This is a genomic window from Pseudomonas sp. BNK-15 (genome assembly GCF_047456105.1).
Taxonomy (GTDB): domain Bacteria; phylum Pseudomonadota; class Gammaproteobacteria; order Pseudomonadales; family Pseudomonadaceae; genus Aquipseudomonas; species Aquipseudomonas putida_E.
The window spans coordinates 3642468-3660362 of record NZ_CP179898.1; the positions used below are offsets into that span (position 1 = coordinate 3642468).

General features: G+C 61.8%; 14 protein-coding genes. 9 read left to right on the forward strand and 5 right to left on the reverse strand.

The window, feature by feature from the left end; genetic code table 11:
* Positions 1-41: 41 nt before the first annotated feature.
* From lhgO to ACMGF5_RS16675, 3 genes are all read right to left on the reverse strand, one after another.
* The gene (gene lhgO / locus ACMGF5_RS16665; protein ID WP_115275431.1) at positions 42-1235 is read right to left on the reverse strand and encodes an L-2-hydroxyglutarate oxidase; all 1194 of its coding nucleotides are present in this window, start codon (positions 1233-1235) and stop codon (positions 42-44) included.
* Between the two features lie 104 nt (positions 1236-1339).
* Entirely contained in the window at positions 1340-2050 is a 711-nt protein-coding gene (locus ACMGF5_RS16670) for a FadR/GntR family transcriptional regulator (protein ID WP_012313504.1), read from the reverse strand.
* A 167-nt stretch (positions 2051-2217) separates the two neighbouring features.
* Complete coding sequence (locus ACMGF5_RS16675; RefSeq protein ID WP_012313505.1) at positions 2218-2571, reverse strand: hypothetical protein; 354 nt, start codon at positions 2569-2571, stop codon at positions 2218-2220.
* Positions 2572-2819: 248 nt separating this feature from the next.
* On the opposite strand from ACMGF5_RS16675, the gene ACMGF5_RS16680 reads away from it, so the two are divergent.
* On the forward strand, positions 2820-7685 hold the full coding sequence (locus ACMGF5_RS16680; RefSeq protein WP_046786499.1) for an NAD-glutamate dehydrogenase: 4866 nt from the start codon (positions 2820-2822) through the stop codon (positions 7683-7685).
* 210 nt (positions 7686-7895) lie between these two features.
* Here the strand turns inward: ACMGF5_RS16680 and ACMGF5_RS16685 are convergent, their stop codons facing one another.
* A complete protein-coding gene (locus tag ACMGF5_RS16685; RefSeq protein ID WP_012313507.1) occupies positions 7896-8714 on the reverse strand; it encodes a pyruvate, water dikinase regulatory protein in 819 nt (272 codons plus the stop codon).
* Positions 8715-8889: 175 nt separating this feature from the next.
* On the opposite strand from ACMGF5_RS16685, the gene ppsA reads away from it, so the two are divergent.
* From ppsA to ACMGF5_RS16725, 8 genes are all read left to right on the forward strand, one after another.
* On the forward strand, positions 8890-11265 hold the full coding sequence (gene ppsA, locus ACMGF5_RS16690) for a phosphoenolpyruvate synthase (RefSeq protein ID WP_177010820.1): 2376 nt from the start codon (positions 8890-8892) through the stop codon (positions 11263-11265).
* A 101-nt stretch (positions 11266-11366) separates the two neighbouring features.
* Positions 11367-12359, forward strand: coding sequence for an alpha/beta fold hydrolase (locus tag ACMGF5_RS16695; protein WP_414156982.1), 993 nt, complete (start codon positions 11367-11369; stop codon positions 12357-12359).
* A gap of 139 nt (positions 12360-12498) precedes the next feature.
* Positions 12499-12990: a ribonuclease E activity regulator RraA gene (rraA, locus tag ACMGF5_RS16700; RefSeq protein ID WP_012313510.1), complete on the forward strand. Its 492-nt coding sequence runs from the start codon at positions 12499-12501 to the stop codon at positions 12988-12990.
* Between the two features lie 27 nt (positions 12991-13017).
* On the forward strand, positions 13018-14013 hold the full coding sequence (locus ACMGF5_RS16705; protein WP_046786497.1) for a zinc transporter ZntB: 996 nt from the start codon (positions 13018-13020) through the stop codon (positions 14011-14013).
* 112 nt (positions 14014-14125) lie between these two features.
* Positions 14126-14389: a CrfX protein gene (locus ACMGF5_RS16710; RefSeq protein ID WP_115275429.1), complete on the forward strand. Its 264-nt coding sequence runs from the start codon at positions 14126-14128 to the stop codon at positions 14387-14389.
* A 2-nt stretch (positions 14390-14391) separates the two neighbouring features.
* The gene (locus ACMGF5_RS16715) at positions 14392-15216 is read left to right on the forward strand and encodes a mechanosensitive ion channel family protein (protein ID WP_012313513.1); all 825 of its coding nucleotides are present in this window, start codon (positions 14392-14394) and stop codon (positions 15214-15216) included.
* A gap of 113 nt (positions 15217-15329) precedes the next feature.
* Complete coding sequence (gene sigX, locus ACMGF5_RS16720) at positions 15330-15896, forward strand: RNA polymerase sigma factor SigX (RefSeq protein ID WP_039603739.1); 567 nt, start codon at positions 15330-15332, stop codon at positions 15894-15896.
* Between the two features lie 110 nt (positions 15897-16006).
* Complete coding sequence (locus ACMGF5_RS16725) at positions 16007-17044, forward strand: OmpA family protein (RefSeq protein ID WP_039603738.1); 1038 nt, start codon at positions 16007-16009, stop codon at positions 17042-17044.
* 97 nt (positions 17045-17141) lie between these two features.
* On the opposite strand, the gene cobA is transcribed toward ACMGF5_RS16725, so the two are convergent.
* Positions 17142-17882, reverse strand: a complete 741-nt coding sequence (gene cobA / locus ACMGF5_RS16730; RefSeq protein ID WP_204920569.1) for a uroporphyrinogen-III C-methyltransferase — start codon at positions 17880-17882, stop codon at positions 17142-17144.
* Between the last annotated feature and the right edge of the window lie 13 nt (positions 17883-17895).

Here is a 17895-nt window from a genome sequence, read left to right on the forward strand (position 1 = left end):
ATGTTCCTTATTGTCTTTGTAGTTGGGGTGTGCAGCAGGGTTCAGCTGGCCTTGAGGATCTTTTCAGCGATCATCTGGCCGATGGGGATCGCCGAGGTGGCAGCCGGTGACGGTGCATTGCAGACATGCACCATGCGCGGGGTCTCGGCGAACAGAAAATCGTGGACCAAGGTGCCGTCACGCATCACGGCCTGGGCACGGATGCCTGCCTCGAAGGGCAGCAGGTCGCCGGCCTGCAGCGACGGGCAGTACTTGCGGCACTGCTCCAGGTAGCCGTGCTTGAACAGCGAGTTCTTCATCTCGGTGGTGCCGGAGCCGAGGTTGTTCCAGATCGTTTTCCAGAACCCAGGGAAGCGCACGTACTCGGCCACATCGCGCCAGTTCACCGCGAACTTGCGGTAGTTTTCCCGGCCAAAACCCAGCACGGCGTTGGGGCCGACGGTGACACTGCCGTCGATCATGCGCGTCAGGTGTACACCGAGGAACGGTAGCTGTGGGTCAGGAATCGGGTAGATAAGGTGGTTGACGATCTGGTTCTTGCTGGCTGGCAGGCGATAGTACTCACCGCGGAATGGGATTATCTGGTGGTCGATCTTTACCCCGGCCAGGCGCGCCAGGCGGTCGGATTGCAGGCCGGCGCAGGCGACCAGCTGGCGGGCATGCCAGGTCTGGCTGTGATCGCACACTTCGACATGATCGCCAAACTCGCGGATGGCCTGCACGGTGGTGGCCAGGCGCACTTCGCCGCCGGCCTGCTCGATGACCTTGGCCATGGCATCGCACACCTGCTTGTAGTCGACGATGCCGGTGGCATCGACGAACAGCGCACCAAGGCCTGCGATATTGGGTTCGCGGCGCCTGAGTTCACTGGCGTCCAACCGCTCGACCTTCAGCCCGTTGAGCTGTGAACGCTCGTACAGCGCCTGCATGCGCTGCATTTCCAGCGGGTTGGACGCCACCAGCAGTTTGCCGCAGACATCGAAGGCAATGCCGTGCTCGCGGCAAAAATCCTTGGTCGCCAGGGCTCCACGCTTGCACAACTCGGCCTTGAGGCTACCCGGGGCATAGTAAATGCCCGCATGGATCACCCCACTGTTGTGGCCCGTCTGGTGGCGGCCGAGGCTGGACTCCTTTTCCAGTATCAGCAATGACGCCCCGGGGCGTTGTTGGAGCAGGGCCATCGCGGTGGCCAGGCCGACGATGCCGCCGCCGATGATGCAGTAGTCGTATGTCATGCAGGGGTACCTTGGGATTCTTGTCGGTGGATCTGCTTATCAGGTTGTCAGACTAATGGATGCGTAAAAAAAAGAGCTTGCCGGGTCGCAGCAAGCTCTGGGTATCAGTCGAGTGCAGGTAGTTCTATTTTCAGGCGTTTGGCAGAGGCGCGCAGATGCGCTTCGGCACACGCCGCAGCCCTTTGGCGGTCACCGTCGGCGATGGCCTGATAAAGCGCTTGGTGTTCGCGATTGGCTTCGGCCGAGCCGCCCACCGAATGGGCTGCGGAGTTTTCCCAGGCGGTGCGCCGTGCATTGGCCAACTGGCCGCCGAGAAAGTCATGGAAGGCCACGAAGTAATCGTTCTTGCTGGCTTCGGCGATGGCCCTGTGGAAGGCCACATCAGCTGCCGAGGCAGTGGCGAAGTCGCTGCGTTTGTCGAGCATCTCCTGCAGGGCCTGGGCCATGTTCGCCAGATCGTGTTCGTCACGTCGGCGCGCGGCGATGGCCGCTGCCTGGGTTTCGATCCACAGGCGCATTTCGAACATCTGCACCAGGTCGGGTTTGCGACCGGTACTGCCGGGGAAGCGGAACACCGTGCCCCCGGGGGTTTTCGAGATATAGGAGCCAAGCCCGCGGCGGGCGATCAGCACGCCATCGGCCTTGAGCTGCGCTACCGCTTCGCGCACTACCGAGCGGCTGACGTTCAGTTGTTCAGCCAGTTGCTGTTCAGTGGGCAGGCGCGCTTCGGCGGCCAGGCGACCGGAATCGATTTCTGCACGGATGGCGCTGACAACCCGTTCGACCAGAGTGTCGGGGCGCTGGAGTTCTAGCATGGAAGCGATTGCCTAGTGGTCAGGTTGTCAGACAATGCCTGTAGCGGGTATGGGATGTCAATCGTTTCGATCAGGTGTGCGTTGCCAGGCATGGCCCTCGCACCGGTGAGCCGTCTCGCGCAGAGAAGCCACCGCTCCGCGGTTGGACGGCCGCGTCAGGCAGGCTTTCAGAGCTCGCTGACGAAGGTCCCTGTCCCCTCCAGAATGTTGCGCAAGGTCAGTTCGACCTCTTCCAGGTCAGTCCCTGCCGATGTCAGCACGATCTCCAGCGTTTCGTCACCCTTCAACGCATCTCGATCCCCGGCCGCCACTTCGATCAGCAGGCGCTTTGCGCTCAGGGTCACCTTCAGGCCATCGAGCGTCGACGGTTCATCGTCCAGGGTCAGGTCCACGGTGTCCTCATCCGGGTAGCGGGTGAGCAGGAACATCTGCCCCTTGTCGCTGTGGCAGCACAAGGTCGCCATGTTGTCTTCCTCGTCATCGCAAGGGGTGGCGAACAGCAGGGCGGTGTTGATTTGCATGAAGGCGGCTCGGGTCAATGGAAACGAAAGTGAATTCTGACAGCCTTGGGGGCATCGATAAACGTAAAGTTTCCCCCCTTGACCGAAATTGTCGCAGCGCTGCAAGCGGTAATGACCGATCAGTCGTTAAGCTTCCGCGAGCCCTGAACATTACCGTCCGGCTTGCCACGGGTTGGCTATCGTTGATCCGTGATCGTCGGATGTACGCGACGCTTCAATTATTACAAAGCCCAAGCGGAGTACCACAGATGGCGTTCTTCACCGCAGCCAGCAAAGCCGACTTCCAGCATCAACTGCAAGCGGCCCTGGCGCAGCACATCAGCGAGCAGTCACTGCCACAAGTGGCGCTGTTCGCCGAACAGTTCTTCGGCATCATTTCCATGGACGAGCTCACCCAGCGCAGGCTGTCGGACCTGGCCGGCTGTACCCTTTCCGCCTGGCGCATCATCGAGCGCTTCGACCCCGCGCATCCGCAGGTGCGGGTGTACAACCCCGATTACGAGCGCAATGGCTGGCAGTCGACCCACACCGTGGTCGAGGTGCTGCACGATGACCTGCCGTTCTTGGTGGATTCGGTACGTACCGAGCTCAACCGCCGCGGCTATAGCATTCACACGCTGCAGACCACGGTGCTGAGCGTGCGTCGTGACGCCAAGGGCAATCTGCTCGAACTGTTGCCCAAGGGTACCCAGGGCGAGGGTGTGTGCCATGAATCGCTGATGTACCTGGAGATCGACCGCTGCGCCAACGCTGCCGAATTGACGGTGCTCACCCGCGAAATCGAGCAGGTGCTGGCCGAGGTGCGGGTGGCGGTGGCCGATTTCGAGCCGATGAAAGCCAAGCTGCAGGAAGTCATGGCGCAGGTGGAGCAAACCGCGTTTGCGCCAGCGCACCACGAAAAGGGTGAGGTCAAGGCGTTCCTCGAGTGGCTGCTGGACAACCACTTCACCTTCCTCGGTTATGAAGAATTCACCGTGCAGGCCGACAGCGCCGGCGGCCAGATGGTCTACGACGAGCAGTCGTTCCTGGGCTTGCCGCGCCGCTTGCGTGTGGGCCTGACGCCTGAAGAGCTGCGTATCGAAGACTACGCGGTGGCTTACCTTGCAGAGCCGCTGCTGTTGTCGTTCGCCAAGGCTGCACTGCCCAGCCGGGTCCACCGCCCGGCCTACCCGGATTACGTCTCGATCCGCCAGCTGGACGCCGATGGCAAGGTGCTCAAGGAACACCGCTTCATGGGCCTTTACACCTCGTCGGTGTACGGCGAGAGCGTGCACGCCATTCCATACATCCGGGTCAAGGTCGCCGAGGTCGAGCGCCGCTCCGGCTTCGACGCCAAGGCACACCTGGGCAAGGAGCTGGCCCAGGTACTCGAAGTGCTGCCACGCGACGATCTGTTCCAGACCCCGGTCGACGAGCTGTTCAGCACGGTGATGTCGATCGTGCAGATCCAGGAGCGCAACAAGATCCGTGTGTTCCTGCGCAAGGACCCGTACGGGCGCTTCTGCTACTGCCTGGCCTACGTGCCACGGGAAATCTACTCCACCGAAGTGCGGCAGAAGATCCAGCAGGTGCTGATGGAGCGCCTGAAGGCCAGCGACTGCGAGTTCTGGACGTTCTTCTCCGAATCGGTGCTGGCACGCGTGCAGCTGATTTTGCGCGTCGATCCGAAGAACCGTATCGCCATCGACCCGCAGCAACTGGAAAACGAAGTGATCCAGGCCTGCCGCTCGTGGCATGACGACTACGCCGCGCTGGTGGTGGAGAACTTCGGTGAAGCCCAGGGCACCAATATTCTCGCCGATTTCCCCAAAGGTTTCCCGGCCGGCTACCGTGAGCGCTTTGCCGCCCATTCTGCGGTGGTCGACCTGCAACATGTGCTGGCCTTGTCCGAAAGCAAGCCGCTGGCGATGAGCTTCTACCAGCCGCTGACGCGTCTGGGCGAACGCTTGCTGCACTGCAAGCTGTACCACGCGGACACGCCATTGGCGTTGTCGGACGTGCTGCCGATCCTGGAAAACCTTGGCCTGCGTGTGCTGGGCGAGTTCCCCTATCGCTTGCGCCACGCCAGTGGTCGTGAATACTGGATCCACGATTTCGCCTTCACTTACAGCGAAGGCTTGAGCCTGGACATCCAGCAACTCAACGACGTGCTCCAGGACGCGTTCATCCATATCGTCCAGGGCGATGCCGAGAATGACGCGTTCAACCGCCTGGTGCTCACCGCCGGCCTGCCATGGCGCGACGTGGCGCTGCTGCGCGCCTATGCCCGCTACCTCAAGCAGATCCGCCTGGGCTTCGACCTTGGCTACATCGCCAGCACGCTGAACAACCACACCGACATCGCCCGTGAGCTGACCCGGTTGTTCAAGACCCGCTTCTACCTGGCGCGCAAGCTCACTGCCGATGACCTGGACGACAAGCAGCAACGCCTGGAACAAGCTATCCTCAGCGCCCTGGACGATGTCCAGGTGCTCAACGAGGACCGCATCCTGCGCCGCTACCTGGACCTGATCAAGGCCACCCTGCGCACCAACTTCTACCAGCCTGATGCCAACGGCCAGAGCAAGTCGTACTTCAGCTTCAAGTTCAACCCCAAGCTGATCCCCGAGCTGCCCAAACCGGTACCCAAGTTCGAGATCTTCGTCTATTCGCCAAGGGTCGAGGGTGTGCACCTGCGCTTCGGCAATGTGGCACGCGGTGGCCTGCGCTGGTCGGACCGTGAAGAGGACTTCCGTACCGAGGTGCTTGGGCTGGTCAAAGCCCAGCAGGTGAAGAACTCGGTGATCGTGCCCGTCGGTGCCAAGGGCGGCTTCCTGCCACGGCGTTTGCCGCTGGGCGGCACGCGTGACGAAATCGCCGCCGAAGGCGTGGCCTGCTACCGCATATTCATCTCGGGCCTGCTCGACATTACCGACAACCTCAAGGACGGCGGCGTGGTGCCACCGGCCAACGTGGTGCGTCACGATGACGATGACCCGTACCTGGTGGTGGCGGCCGACAAGGGCACCGCGACCTTCTCCGACATCGCCAACGGCATCGCCATCGATTACGGCTTCTGGCTGGGCGATGCCTTCGCCTCGGGTGGCTCTGCCGGCTACGACCACAAGAAGATGGGCATTACCGCCCGTGGTGCCTGGGTGGGCGTGCAGCGCCACTTCCGCGAGCGCGGCATCAATGTGCAGCAGGACCCGATCACCGTCATCGGCGTCGGTGACATGGCCGGTGACGTGTTCGGCAACGGCCTGCTGATGTCCGACAAGCTGCAACTGGTAGCGGCGTTCAACCACCTGCACATCTTCATCGACCCGAACCCGGACCCGGCCAGCAGCTTCGCCGAGCGCCAGCGGCTGTTCGACTTGCCGCGTTCGGCCTGGAGCGATTACGACACCAGCATCATGTCCGAAGGCGGCGGGATCTTCCCGCGCAGTGCCAAGAGCATCGCCATCACGCCGCAAATGAAGGAACGCTTCGCCATCGAGGCCGACCGGCTGACACCGACCGAGCTGCTGCATGCATTGCTCAAGGCACCGGTAGACCTGCTGTGGAACGGGGGCATCGGTACCTACGTCAAGGCCAGCAGCGAAAGCCACGCCGATGTCGGCGACAAGGCCAATGACGCGTTGCGGGTCAACGGCAACGAACTGCGCTGCAAGGTGGTGGGCGAGGGCGGCAACCTCGGCATGACCCAGCTCGGCCGTGTCGAGTTCGGCCTCAACGGCGGTGCCACCAATACCGACTTCATCGACAACGCCGGTGGGGTGGACTGCTCCGACCACGAGGTCAACATCAAGATCCTGCTCAACGAAGTGGTGCAGGGTGGCGACATGACCGAGAAGCAGCGCAACCAGCTGCTTGGCAGCATGACCGATGAAGTGGGCGGGCTGGTGCTTGGCAACAACTACAAGCAGACCCAGGCGCTTTCGTTGGCGGCGCGTCGCGCCCGCGAGCGGATCGCCGAGTACAAGCGCCTGATGGCCGACCTCGAGAGCCGTGGCAAGCTGGACCGTGCCATCGAGTTCCTGCCGACCGAGGAGCAGTTGGCCGATCGCCTGGCGGCCGGCCAGGGCCTGACCCGTGCCGAGCTGTCAGTGCTGATTTCCTACAGCAAGATCGACCTCAAGGAGCAGTTGCTCAAGTCGCTGGTGCCGGACGATGACTACCTGACCCGCGACATGGAAACCGCCTTCCCGCCGTCGCTGGTCAGCAAGTTCGGCGAAGCCATGCGCCGCCACCGCCTCAAGCGCGAGATCGTCAGTACCCAGATCGCCAACGACCTGGTCAACAACATGGGCATCACCTTCGTCCAGCGGCTGAAAGAGTCGACCGGCATGAGCCCGGCCAATGTTGCCGGGGCCTATGTGATCGTGCGTGACATCTTCCATCTGCCGCACTGGTTCCGCCAGATAGAGGCGTTGGACTACCAGGTGCCGGCGGAAATCCAGCTGACCCTGATGGACGAGCTGATGCGTCTGGGGCGCCGCGCGACCCGCTGGTTCCTGCGCAGCCGGCGCAACGAGCAGGATGCCGGGCGCGACACCGCGCACTTCGGGCCGAAAATCGCCCAGTTGGGGCTCAAGCTCGACGAACTGCTGGAGGGCCCGACCCGCGAACGCTGGATGGTCCGCTATCAGAGCTTCGTCGATGCCGGCGTGCCGGAGTTGCTCGCACGCATGGTGGCAGGCACCAGCCACCTGTACACGTTGCTGCCGATCATCGAGGCGGCAGACGTGACCGGGCATGAGCCGGCCCAGGTGGCCAAGGCGTTCTTCGCCGTGGGCAGTGCGCTGGACTTGACCTGGTACTTGCAGGAAATCAGCAACCTGCCGGTGGAGAACAACTGGCAGGCCCTGGCCCGCGAGGCGTTCCGCGACGATATCGACCTGCAGCAACGGGCCATCACCATCTCGGTGCTGCAGATGGTCGATGCCCCGCAAGACATGGATGCCCGCGTGGCGCTGTGGGCCGAGCAACATCGGGTAATGGTCGAGCGCTGGCGTGCCATGCTCGACGACCTGCGCAATGCGACGGGTACCGACTATGCGATGTACGCGGTGGCCAACCGCGAGCTGGTCGACCTGGCGATGAGCGGGCAGGCGGTGGCGGTGCCGTCCTGATCGGACAGCTGAAATGAAAAAGCCCCGGCAGTGATGCCGGGGCTTTTTCATGCTGGCGCCCGCCTTACGGATGATCGGCCCCCAGGTAGGAGCAGCCTTGTGTCGCGAAAGGGTCGCGTAGCGGCCCCGGCAATATCAGCCTGATGCATGAATTGCGGGGGCGCTGCGCACCCCTTTCGCGACACAAGGCCGCTCCTACGGGGCCGCGTGTTATTTGAACCGCCGCTCCACGCCTTTTTCCACCAGGATTTTTGCCGATATCTCCTCCACCGAAAAATGCGTGGAGTTGATGTTGGGGATGTTCTCCCGCCGGAACAGGCTCTCGACCTCGCGTACCTCGAACTCGCACTGGGCAAAGCTCGAATAACGGCTGTTGGGCTTGCGCTCGTGGCGGATGGCGGTCAGGCGGTCGGGGTCGATGGTCAGGCCGAACAGCTTGTTGTGATGCTTCTTGAGCACCGCCGGCAGCTGCAGGCGCTCCATGTCGTCTTCGGTGAGCGGGTAGTTGGCCGCGCGAATGCCGAACTGCATCGCCATGTACAGGCAGGTCGGGGTCTTGCCGCAACGCGATACGCCGACCAGGATCAGGTCGGCCTTGTCGTAATAATGGGTGCGCGCGCCGTCGTCGTTGTCGAGTGCGAAATTCACCGCCTCGATGCGCTCCATGTAGTTGGAATTACCGCCAATGGAGTGGGACTTGCCGACGGAATACGACGAATGGGCAGTCAATTCCTGCTCGAGCGGGGATAAAAACGTCGAAAAGATGTCGATCATGAAGCCGTTCGACGTCGCCAGGATCTCGCGGATGTCCTGATTGACGATGGTGTCGAAGATGATCGGGCGCATGCCGTCGCGCTCGGCGGCGGCATTGATTTGCTGCACCATCGTGCGCGCCTTGTCCGGCGTGTCGATGTACGGACGGGTGAATTTGTTGAATGGAATGCTATCGAATTGCGCGAGCAGGCTTTGGCCCAGGGTTTCGGCAGTGATGCCGGTGCCATCGGAGATGAAGAACGCGGTTCGTTTCATTTGCGATCTGGGCCTTAAGCTGATGACGTTTCTTGGATATGATAAGTTCGGTTTGCCGAATGCGGCTGTCGGCATTCTCACTTATTTTCCAGGTACAGGCCACAAGCGTCCGGCCCAGTCAAAAGGCAGGCGGGCGCCCTTGAGCTTTTCCAATACAGTTAGTGGAGAGATCACCTTGGTAGAGTACGTAGTTTCCCTCGATAAGCTCGGCGTCCATGATGTGGAGCATGTGGGGGGCAAGAACGCATCCCTGGGCGAGATGATCAGTAACCTCGCCGGTGCCGGCGTGTCGGTGCCGGGCGGCTTTGCCACTACGGCTCAGGCGTACCGTGATTTTCTCGAGCAAAGCGGGCTGAACGACCGCATTCACGCCGCGCTCGACGCGCTGGATGTCGATGATATCAATGCCCTGACCAAGACCGGCGCGCAGATTCGCCAGTGGGTCATGGAGGCCGAGTTCCCGGCTCGACTGGATTCGGAAATTCGTACGGCCTTTGCCGAGATGGCCGCTGGCAACGACAACATGGCCGTCGCCGTGCGTTCCTCGGCCACCGCTGAAGACCTGCCGGATGCCTCTTTTGCCGGCCAGCAGGAAACCTTCCTCAACATCCGTGGCGTCGATAACGTGATCCGCGCGGCCAAGGAAGTGTTCGCCTCGCTGTTCAACGACCGCGCCATCGCCTACCGCGTGCACCAGGGCTTCGACCACAAGCTGGTGGCCCTGTCGGCCGGCGTGCAGCGCATGGTCCGCTCTGAAACCGGCACCGCCGGTGTCATGTTCACCCTCGACACCGAGTCGGGTTTCCGCGATGTGGTATTCATTACCGGCGCCTACGGCCTGGGCGAAACCGTGGTGCAGGGTGCGGTCAACCCTGACGAGTTCTACGTACACAAAAACACCCTGCAGGCCGGCCGCCCGGCCATCCTGCGCCGCAACCTGGGCAGCAAGGCGATCAAGATGATCTACGGCGACGAGGCCAAGGCCGGTCGCTCGGTCAAGACCGTCGAAGTCGACCGTGCCGAACGTGCGCGCTTCTGCCTGACCGACGCCGAGGTCAGCGAGCTGGCCAAGCAGGCCATGATCATCGAGCAGCACTACCAGCGCCCGATGGACATCGAATGGGCCAAGGACGGTGACGACGGCAAGCTCTACATCGTGCAGGCCCGCCCTGAAACCGTGAAAAGCCGCGCCAGCGCCAATGTCATGGAGCGTTACCTGCTCAAGGAGAAGGGCACCGTACTGGTTGAAGGCCGCGCGATCGGCCAGCGCATCGGCGCGGGCAAGGTCCGCGTGATCAAGGACGTGTCCGAGATGGACAAGGTGCAGCCGGGCGACGTGCTGGTCTCCGACATGACCGACCCGGATTGGGAGCCGGTGATGAAGCGCGCCAGCGCCATCGTCACCAACCGCGGTGGGCGTACCTGCCACGCGGCGATCATCGCCCGCGAGCTGGGTATTCCGGCAGTGGTAGGTTGTGGCAACGCCACCCAGCTGCTCAAGGATGGCCAGGGCGTGACCGTGTCCTGCGCCGAAGGCGATACCGGCTTCATTTTTGAAGGTGAACTGGGCTTTGACGTCAAGCAGAACTCGGTCGATGCCATGCCCGACCTGCCGTTCAAGATCATGATGAACGTCGGCAACCCGGACCGCGCCTTCGATTTCGCCCAGCTGCCCAACGCCGGTGTCGGCCTGGCGCGCCTTGAGTTCATCATCAACCGCATGATCGGCGTGCACCCCAAGGCGCTGCTGAACTACGCCGGCCTGCCGCCGGAGCTCAAAGAAAGCGTCGACAAGCGCATCGCCGGCTACAACGACCCGGTCGGCTTCTATGTCGAGAAGCTGGTCGAGGGCATCAGCACCCTGGCGGCGGCCTTCTACCCGAAAAAGGTCATCGTGCGCCTGTCGGACTTCAAGTCCAACGAGTACGCCAACCTGATCGGCGGCAAACTGTACGAGCCGGAAGAAGAAAACCCGATGCTGGGCTTCCGCGGTGCTTCGCGCTATATCAGCGAGTCGTTCCGTGACTGCTTCGAGCTCGAATGCCGTGCACTGAAGCGCGTGCGTAACGAGATGGGCCTGACCAACGTCGAGATCATGGTGCCGTTCGTGCGCACCTTGGGCGAAGCCAGCCAGGTGGTCGACCTGCTGGCCGAAAACGGCCTGGCCCGTGGCGACAATGGCCTGCGCGTGATCATGATGTGCGAGCTGCCGTCCAACGCCATCCTGGCTGAAGAATTCCTCGAGTACTTCGACGGTTTCTCCATCGGTTCCAACGACCTCACCCAGCTGACCCTGGGCCTGGATCGCGACTCGGGCATCATCGCCCACCTGTTCGACGAGCGTAACCCGGCGGTGAAGAAGCTGTTGGCCAATGCCATCCAGGCGTGCAACAAGGCTGGCAAGTACATCGGTATTTGCGGCCAGGGCCCGTCGGACCACCCGGACCTCGCCAAGTGGCTGATGGAGCAAGGCATCGAAAGCGTGTCGCTGAACCCCGACTCGGTACTCGAGACCTGGTTCTTCCTGGCCGAGGGCCAGGGCGCGGCCTGATAGATGAAATGCGGGGGCGCGTCTGGCGTGCCCCCGCCTGGTTTTTTCCAGGGCGAGTTCCAGTGATGGATCCCGCCCTTTTTTGTGCATCAAGCAACCTTATGCAAAGCAGCAGTGTTCTATTCCCCGTGGCCTTGCTCAGTGCCGAGCGCCGCGGTGATCTCAGTGAAGACGTCTACCGGATCAAGGCCGGCAACAGCCCTGACCCCAGCGTCGAACTGGCCGTGACCCGCCTGGGGCTGGCCGACCAGGGTGGCGCCCAAGGCGTGCCGGTTATTCTCCTGCATGGCAGTTTTTCCAATCGGCGTTTCTGGTATTCGCCCAAGGGCATTGGCCTGGGGGCTTACCTGGCACGTGCGGGCTTCGATGTCTGGATCCCGGAAATGCGCGGCCACGGGTTGTCGCCGCGCAACCACAAGTGGCGGCACAACCGGGTCGCTGACTATGCCCGCTATGACTTGCCGCTGATCGCGGCCTTCGTTGAAGAACAGTCCGGTTCAGCCCCCCACTGGATAGGCCATTCGCTTGGCGGTACCACCTTGGCGGCAGCGCTTGGCGGTGGTTTTCTGCAGTCCGGGCAGGTCGCCAGTGCCGCGTTTTTCGGTACCCAGATCAGCCGGGTGTACTGGCCGTTGAAGGTGCCACCCCTGACCTGGGGCGCAAAGCTGCTGCTCAGGCGTTGGGGGCAGATTTCCGGCTCGCGCTTCAAGCGCGGGCCTGAGGATGAGCCGATAGGCCTGGCGCTGGAAAGCATGCGTTGGCACGGCCTGTTTGGCCGTTTTGGTGACGAGGACAGTGACTGGTGGGCGGGGCTTGCCGAGGTGGATGTGCCGGTGCTGGCAGTGGCTGGCGCGGGAGACTTCCAGGACCCGGTGTGGGCTTGTCGCAAGCTGTTCGATCAGTTGGGTGGCGAGCGCAAGCAGTTCCTCAGGCTGGGACGCGAGGAAGGCTTCGAGGCGTTCGGGCATGTCGACATGCTGGTGAGCAAGGCGGCGCAGGCGCAGGTGTGGCCATTGGTGCAACGTTGGTTGCGCCAGCCGTTGCTGCCGGTGCATGGGGCGACCGTGGTTACGGAGCCAGTCACGGTCAGCTGATTTTCTGCTGGGTGTCGTGGCCCGCTTGGGCTACGACAGGCGAAATACAGATGACCGAGCAGTCCCGGATGACTGCGACTGCCTCCCCGGTGTAGCCTTGGCAGACACCCGCTTTCGTTGTGACTGACAGGAGCTTCCCATGCAGCATTACGTAACGCCCGACCTGTGCGACGCCTACCCGGACCTGGTCCAGGTGCTGGAGCCGATGTTCAGCAACTTCGGTGGCCGCGATTCATTTGGTGGCCAGATCGTTACCATCAAGTGCTTCGAGGACAATTCGCGGGTCAAAGAGCAGGTTGAGCTCGACGGCAAGGGCAAGGTTCTGGTGGTCGATGGCGGTGGTTCGCTGCGCTGTGCATTGCTCGGTGACATGCTTGCCGAAAAGGCTGCCAAGAACGGCTGGGAAGGCCTGGTGATCTATGGCTGCGTGCGTGACGTCGATGTGCTGATCCAGACCAGCGTCGGTGTGCAGGCGCTGGCCAGCCATCCGATGAAGACCGACAAGCGCGGTATCGGCGACCTCAATGTGGCTGTGACCTTCGCCGGCGTGACGTTCCGCCCTGGCGAGTATGTGTATGCCGACAACAATGGTGTGATCGTCTCGCCAAGCCCGCTGGAAATGCCGCAGTGATGCGCCGCACGCGCTGATGGAGCTTTGATGTTCGAGGAAGACAACGCGCAGTGGGGGCTGGTGCACGCCCTGGTGCTCGATGGTAAAGGCGGTGCGCGCTCGATCCCCCGGACCGAGCTGGACGATCTGCAGTTGCAGCCACAGCAAAGCCTGTGGCTGCACTGGGATCGCAGTCATCCCCAGACCCGTACCTGGCTGCAGCAAGAGAGCGGCCTGAGTGAGTTCGCCTGCGACCTGCTGCTGGAGGAAAACACCCGTCCGCGCCTGTTGCCGCTGGCCGATGAACAGCTGCTGTTGTTCTTGCGTGGGGTGAACCTCAACCCGGGCGCCGAGCCTGAAGACATGGTATCGGTACGTATTTTCGCCCAGGCGCGGCGGGTCATTTCGCTGCGCTTGCGGCCTTTGCGCGCCAGTGACGAAATTCTCCGTCTGCTGGACGAGGGCAGGGGGCCCAGATCGGCGTCCGAGTTGCTGCTGCTGATGGGCGAATTGCTCACCGAGAAAGTGCAGGGTTTGGTCAACGATCTGTCGGAGCTGGTCGATCTGGAGGAAGAAAAGGTTGAATCCGACGAACGGTACAGCCCTGAGCACGGCAGCTTGCAGCAGATTCGTCGCCGAGCCGCCGGCCTGCGGCGTTTTCTCGCCCCGCAGCGGGAGATCTATGCCCAGCTGTCGCGCAGCCGCTGGAGCTGGTTCGCCGATGCGGACGCAGACTACTGGAACGAGCTGAACAACAGCCTGATCCGCTACCTGGAAGAGCTGGAGCTGGCCCGTGAGCGGGCCGCGCTGGTGCTGGAAAGCGAGGACCGGCGGCGCAGCGAGCGGATGAACCGGACCATGTACCGCTTCGGCATCATCACCTGCATTTTCCTGCCCATGAGCTTCGTCACCGGGTTGCTGGGGATCAATGTCGGCGGCATTCCGGGGGCGGAAAACCCCTATGGTTTCCTGTTTGCCTGTATCGTCGTGCTCGGGCTTGCGGTGGGGCAGTGGTGGCTGTTCCGACGGCTGCGGTGGGTTTGAATGCTTATTGGAATTCACCGGCCCTGTCGCTGGCAAGCCGGCCGCCACATGAGCCGAAGTGTGACCCGGTGTCTGTCGCTCTCGTCTCTGACTGACATTGCGCGAGGTGCACATGCACGATCCGTTTGAACAATCCCTGCGTGACCTGCTCAACGCGTCGCCGTCCGGTGAGGACCGTGACGACGCTGCGTGCCTGGGTCGCGTGCTGAAAACCGCCAACCGCCAGGTTGGCGCCGGTGACCTGTTCAGCCTGCTTGGCCGCTGGAGCCAGGCGCTGCTGATCGCCGTGAACAATGGCTCGGCGCATGTCGCGCCGGTGCGCCGCACTTCTGCCCGTAACGCTGCCGACGGCAGCAAAGCTGATAAGGCCGATTGAATATGGAACTCGATCTCTGGACCCAGAGCCTGGTCACTGCCATGACCGCCCTATGGACCAAGGTGGCGAACTTCATCCCCAACCTGTTCGGCGCGCTGGTCGTGGTGCTGCTCGGTTTCGTGGTGGCCAAGCTGCTCGATACGCTGTTGTCCAAGCTGCTGGCCAAGTTTGGTCTGGATCGCCTGATGGCCGGTACCGGCTTGACCAAAATGCTCAGCCGTGGCGGCATTCAGGTGCCGATCTCGACCTTGATCGGCAAGATCGTCTACTGGTTCGTACTGCTGATTTTCCTGGTCTCTGCTGCCGAATCGCTAGGCCTCGAGCGCGTCTCCGCAACCCTCGACATGCTTGCCCTCTACCTGCCAAAGGTATTTGGTGCGGCCTTGGTGTTGCTGGTTGGCGTGCTGCTGGCGCAAGTGGCCAACGGCCTGGTGCGTGGCGCTGCCGAAGGTATCGGCCTTGAGTATTCCGCAGGCCTTGGGCGCATTACCCAAGGCCTGGTGATCATCATCAGTATTTCGGTGGCGATCAGCCAGCTCGAGGTCAAGACCGACCTGCTCAACCACGTGATCGTGATCGGGCTGATTACCGTTGGTCTGGCCGTTGCGCTTGCGATGGGGCTCGGCAGTCGCGAAATCGCTGGGCAGATTCTGGCCGGTATCTATGTGCGTGAGCTTTACCAGGTCGGCCAGCAGGTGCGGATTGGAGAGGTCGAGGGGCAGATCGAGGAGATCGGCACGGTAAAGACGACGTTGCTGACCGATGATGGCGAACTGGTATCGTTGTCTAATCGTGTGCTGCTCGAGCAACGCGTCAATAGCCGCTAATTGTCCAAAAGCTGTTAATGTATGCCGCCGCAGAAATCCGCCCACGTGGCCGAGCGGCGACATTGACCTGACTGTCGGCCAGATCCGTTTTGAATAAAGTTCATTCGCCGCCCATGCGTTACGACCCGCGCGAGCTCACCGACGAGGAGTTGGTGGCGCGTTCGCATGAGGAGCTGTATCACGTTACCCGCGCCTATGAAGAGCTCATGCGGCGCTACCAGCGGACCCTGTTCAACGTGTGCGCGCGTTATCTGGGGAACGACCGGGATGCTGACGATGTCTGTCAGGAGGTGATGCTCAAGGTGCTTTACGGTCTGAAGAACTTCGAGGGTAAATCCAAGTTCAAGACCTGGCTCTACAGCATTACCTATAACGAGTGCATTACCCAGTACCGCAAGGAGCGCCGCAAACGTCGGTTGATGGATGCCTTGAGTCTTGACCCTGTTGAAGAGGCGTCTGAAGACAAGGCACCCAAACCCGAAGAAAAGGGTGGCCTGGACAAGTGGCTTGTGTATGTGAACCCGATCGACCGGGAAATTCTGGTGCTGCGATTTGTTGCGGAACTGGAATTTCAGGAGATCGCGGATATCATGCACATGGGCCTGAGCGCAACGAAAATGCGCTACAAGCGCGCGCTGGACAAGCTTAGAGAGAAATTTGCAGGTATGGATGAAACTTAGCCCCTTGCGAATATCTCTAACGAATCGGCAAGTTCTGCTAGACTTGCCGTCGAGTTGTCCGCCGGATTTTGGTGGGACTGCTTAACTATCACCAGATGGGGATTTAACGGATGAAATTGAAAAACACCTTGGGCTTGGCCATTGGCTCGCTCGTTGCTGCTACTTCGTTCGGCGTTCTGGCACAAGGCCAAGGCGCTGTCGAAATCGAAGGCAACGTGACCAAGCAGTACTACGACAGCGAGCGTAACTTCCAGAACGACGGCACCAACCCTGGTGTTCGCCTCGGTTACTTCCTGACCGACGACGTCTCCCTGGACCTGGGCTACAACGAGACCCACAACGCTCGTGGCGAAGTCTTCAACAAAGACATCAAAGGTTCCAAAGCCAAGCTCGACGCTACCTACCACTTCGGTACCGTAGGCGACGCGCTGCGTCCGTACGTTTCCGCTGGTTTCGCTCACGAGAGCCTGGGCCAGGCCACTCGTAGCGGCCGTGACCACTCCACCTTCGCCAACGTTGGCGCTGGTGCCAAGTGGTACATCACCGACATGTTCTTCGCCCGTGCCGGCGTAGAAGCCATGTACAACATCGACAACGGCAACACCGAGTGGGGCCCGACCGTTGGTGTGGGTCTGAACTTCGGTGGCAGCGGTGGCAAAGTTGCCCCGGCTCCTGCTCCAGTTGCTGAAGTCTGCTCCGACAGCGACAACGATGGCGTTTGCGACAACGTCGACAAGTGCCCAGACACCCCAGCCAACGTTACCGTTGACGCTGATGGCTGCCCGGCTGTTGCCGAAGTCGTTCGCGTTGAGCTGGACGTCAAGTTCGACTTCGACAAGTCGGTCGTCAAGCCTAACAGCTACGGCGACATCAAGAACCTGGCTGACTTCATGAAGCAGTACCCACAGACCACCACCGTGGTTGAAGGTCACACTGACTCCGTGGGCCCAGACGCTTACAACCAGAAGCTGTCCGAGCGTCGTGCCAACGCCGTCAAAGACGTGCTGACCCAGCAGTACGGTGTTGAGTCGACTCGTGTTGACTCGGTTGGCTACGGCGAAACCCGTCCGGTTGCCGACAACGCCACCGAAGAAGGCCGTGCTGTCAACCGTCGCGTTGAAGCTCAGGTAGAAGCCCAAGCCAAGTAATTGGTTGAAGCTTCACTGAAAAACCCGGCCTCGGCCGGGTTTTTCGTGTCTGGAGCATGTAGTTTCCAGGCAAGGCATTAAGCCGATGAACACCGCGTCATCCGGCTGCCGCCATCCGCTGATGGACCTCCAGGTTCCCTGCCACCTCGCCAATCACCAGGATTGCCGGGCTGCGCAAGCCGAACGCCCGCGCATCCTCCAGCATCCCCCGCAAGTCGCTGCGGCACTCGCGTTGCCCGGGCAGTGACGCATTCTCGATCATCGCCACCGGCATCCCCGGCGCCATGCCGCCGTCCAGCAAGCCCTGGCGAATCTGCTCCAGCCTCGCTACCCCCATGTACACCACCAGGGTCGTGCCACCCTGTGCCAGCGCCGTCCAGTTCAGCTCGCTGTCATCCTGGGTGTGCGCGGTCACCAGTGTCACGCCACGGCTGATCCCGCGTGAGGTAAGCGAAATGCCACACTGGGTCGCGCCTGCCAGGCCTGCAGTAATACCGTTTACCACCTCCACCTCGATGCCATGCCCTTGCAGCCACAAGGCCTCCTCACCGCCACGGCCAAAAATGCACGGGTCGCCGCCTTTGAGCCGCACAACGCAGCGGCCCTGCCGTGCGTGGCGCAGCATCAGGCGCTGAATGAACGCCTGGGGCGTGGAGCGGCAGCCACCCCGTTTGCCCACGGCGATCACCCGTGCCTGCGGGCAGTGTTCCAGCACGGCCGGGTTGACCAGGTCGTCGATCATCACTACATGGGCCTGTTGCAGCGCACGCACGGCTTTCAGGGTGAGCAGTTCGGGGTCACCAGGGCCGGCACCGACCAGCCAGACTTTCGCATTCATCAGGGTTTCCTCA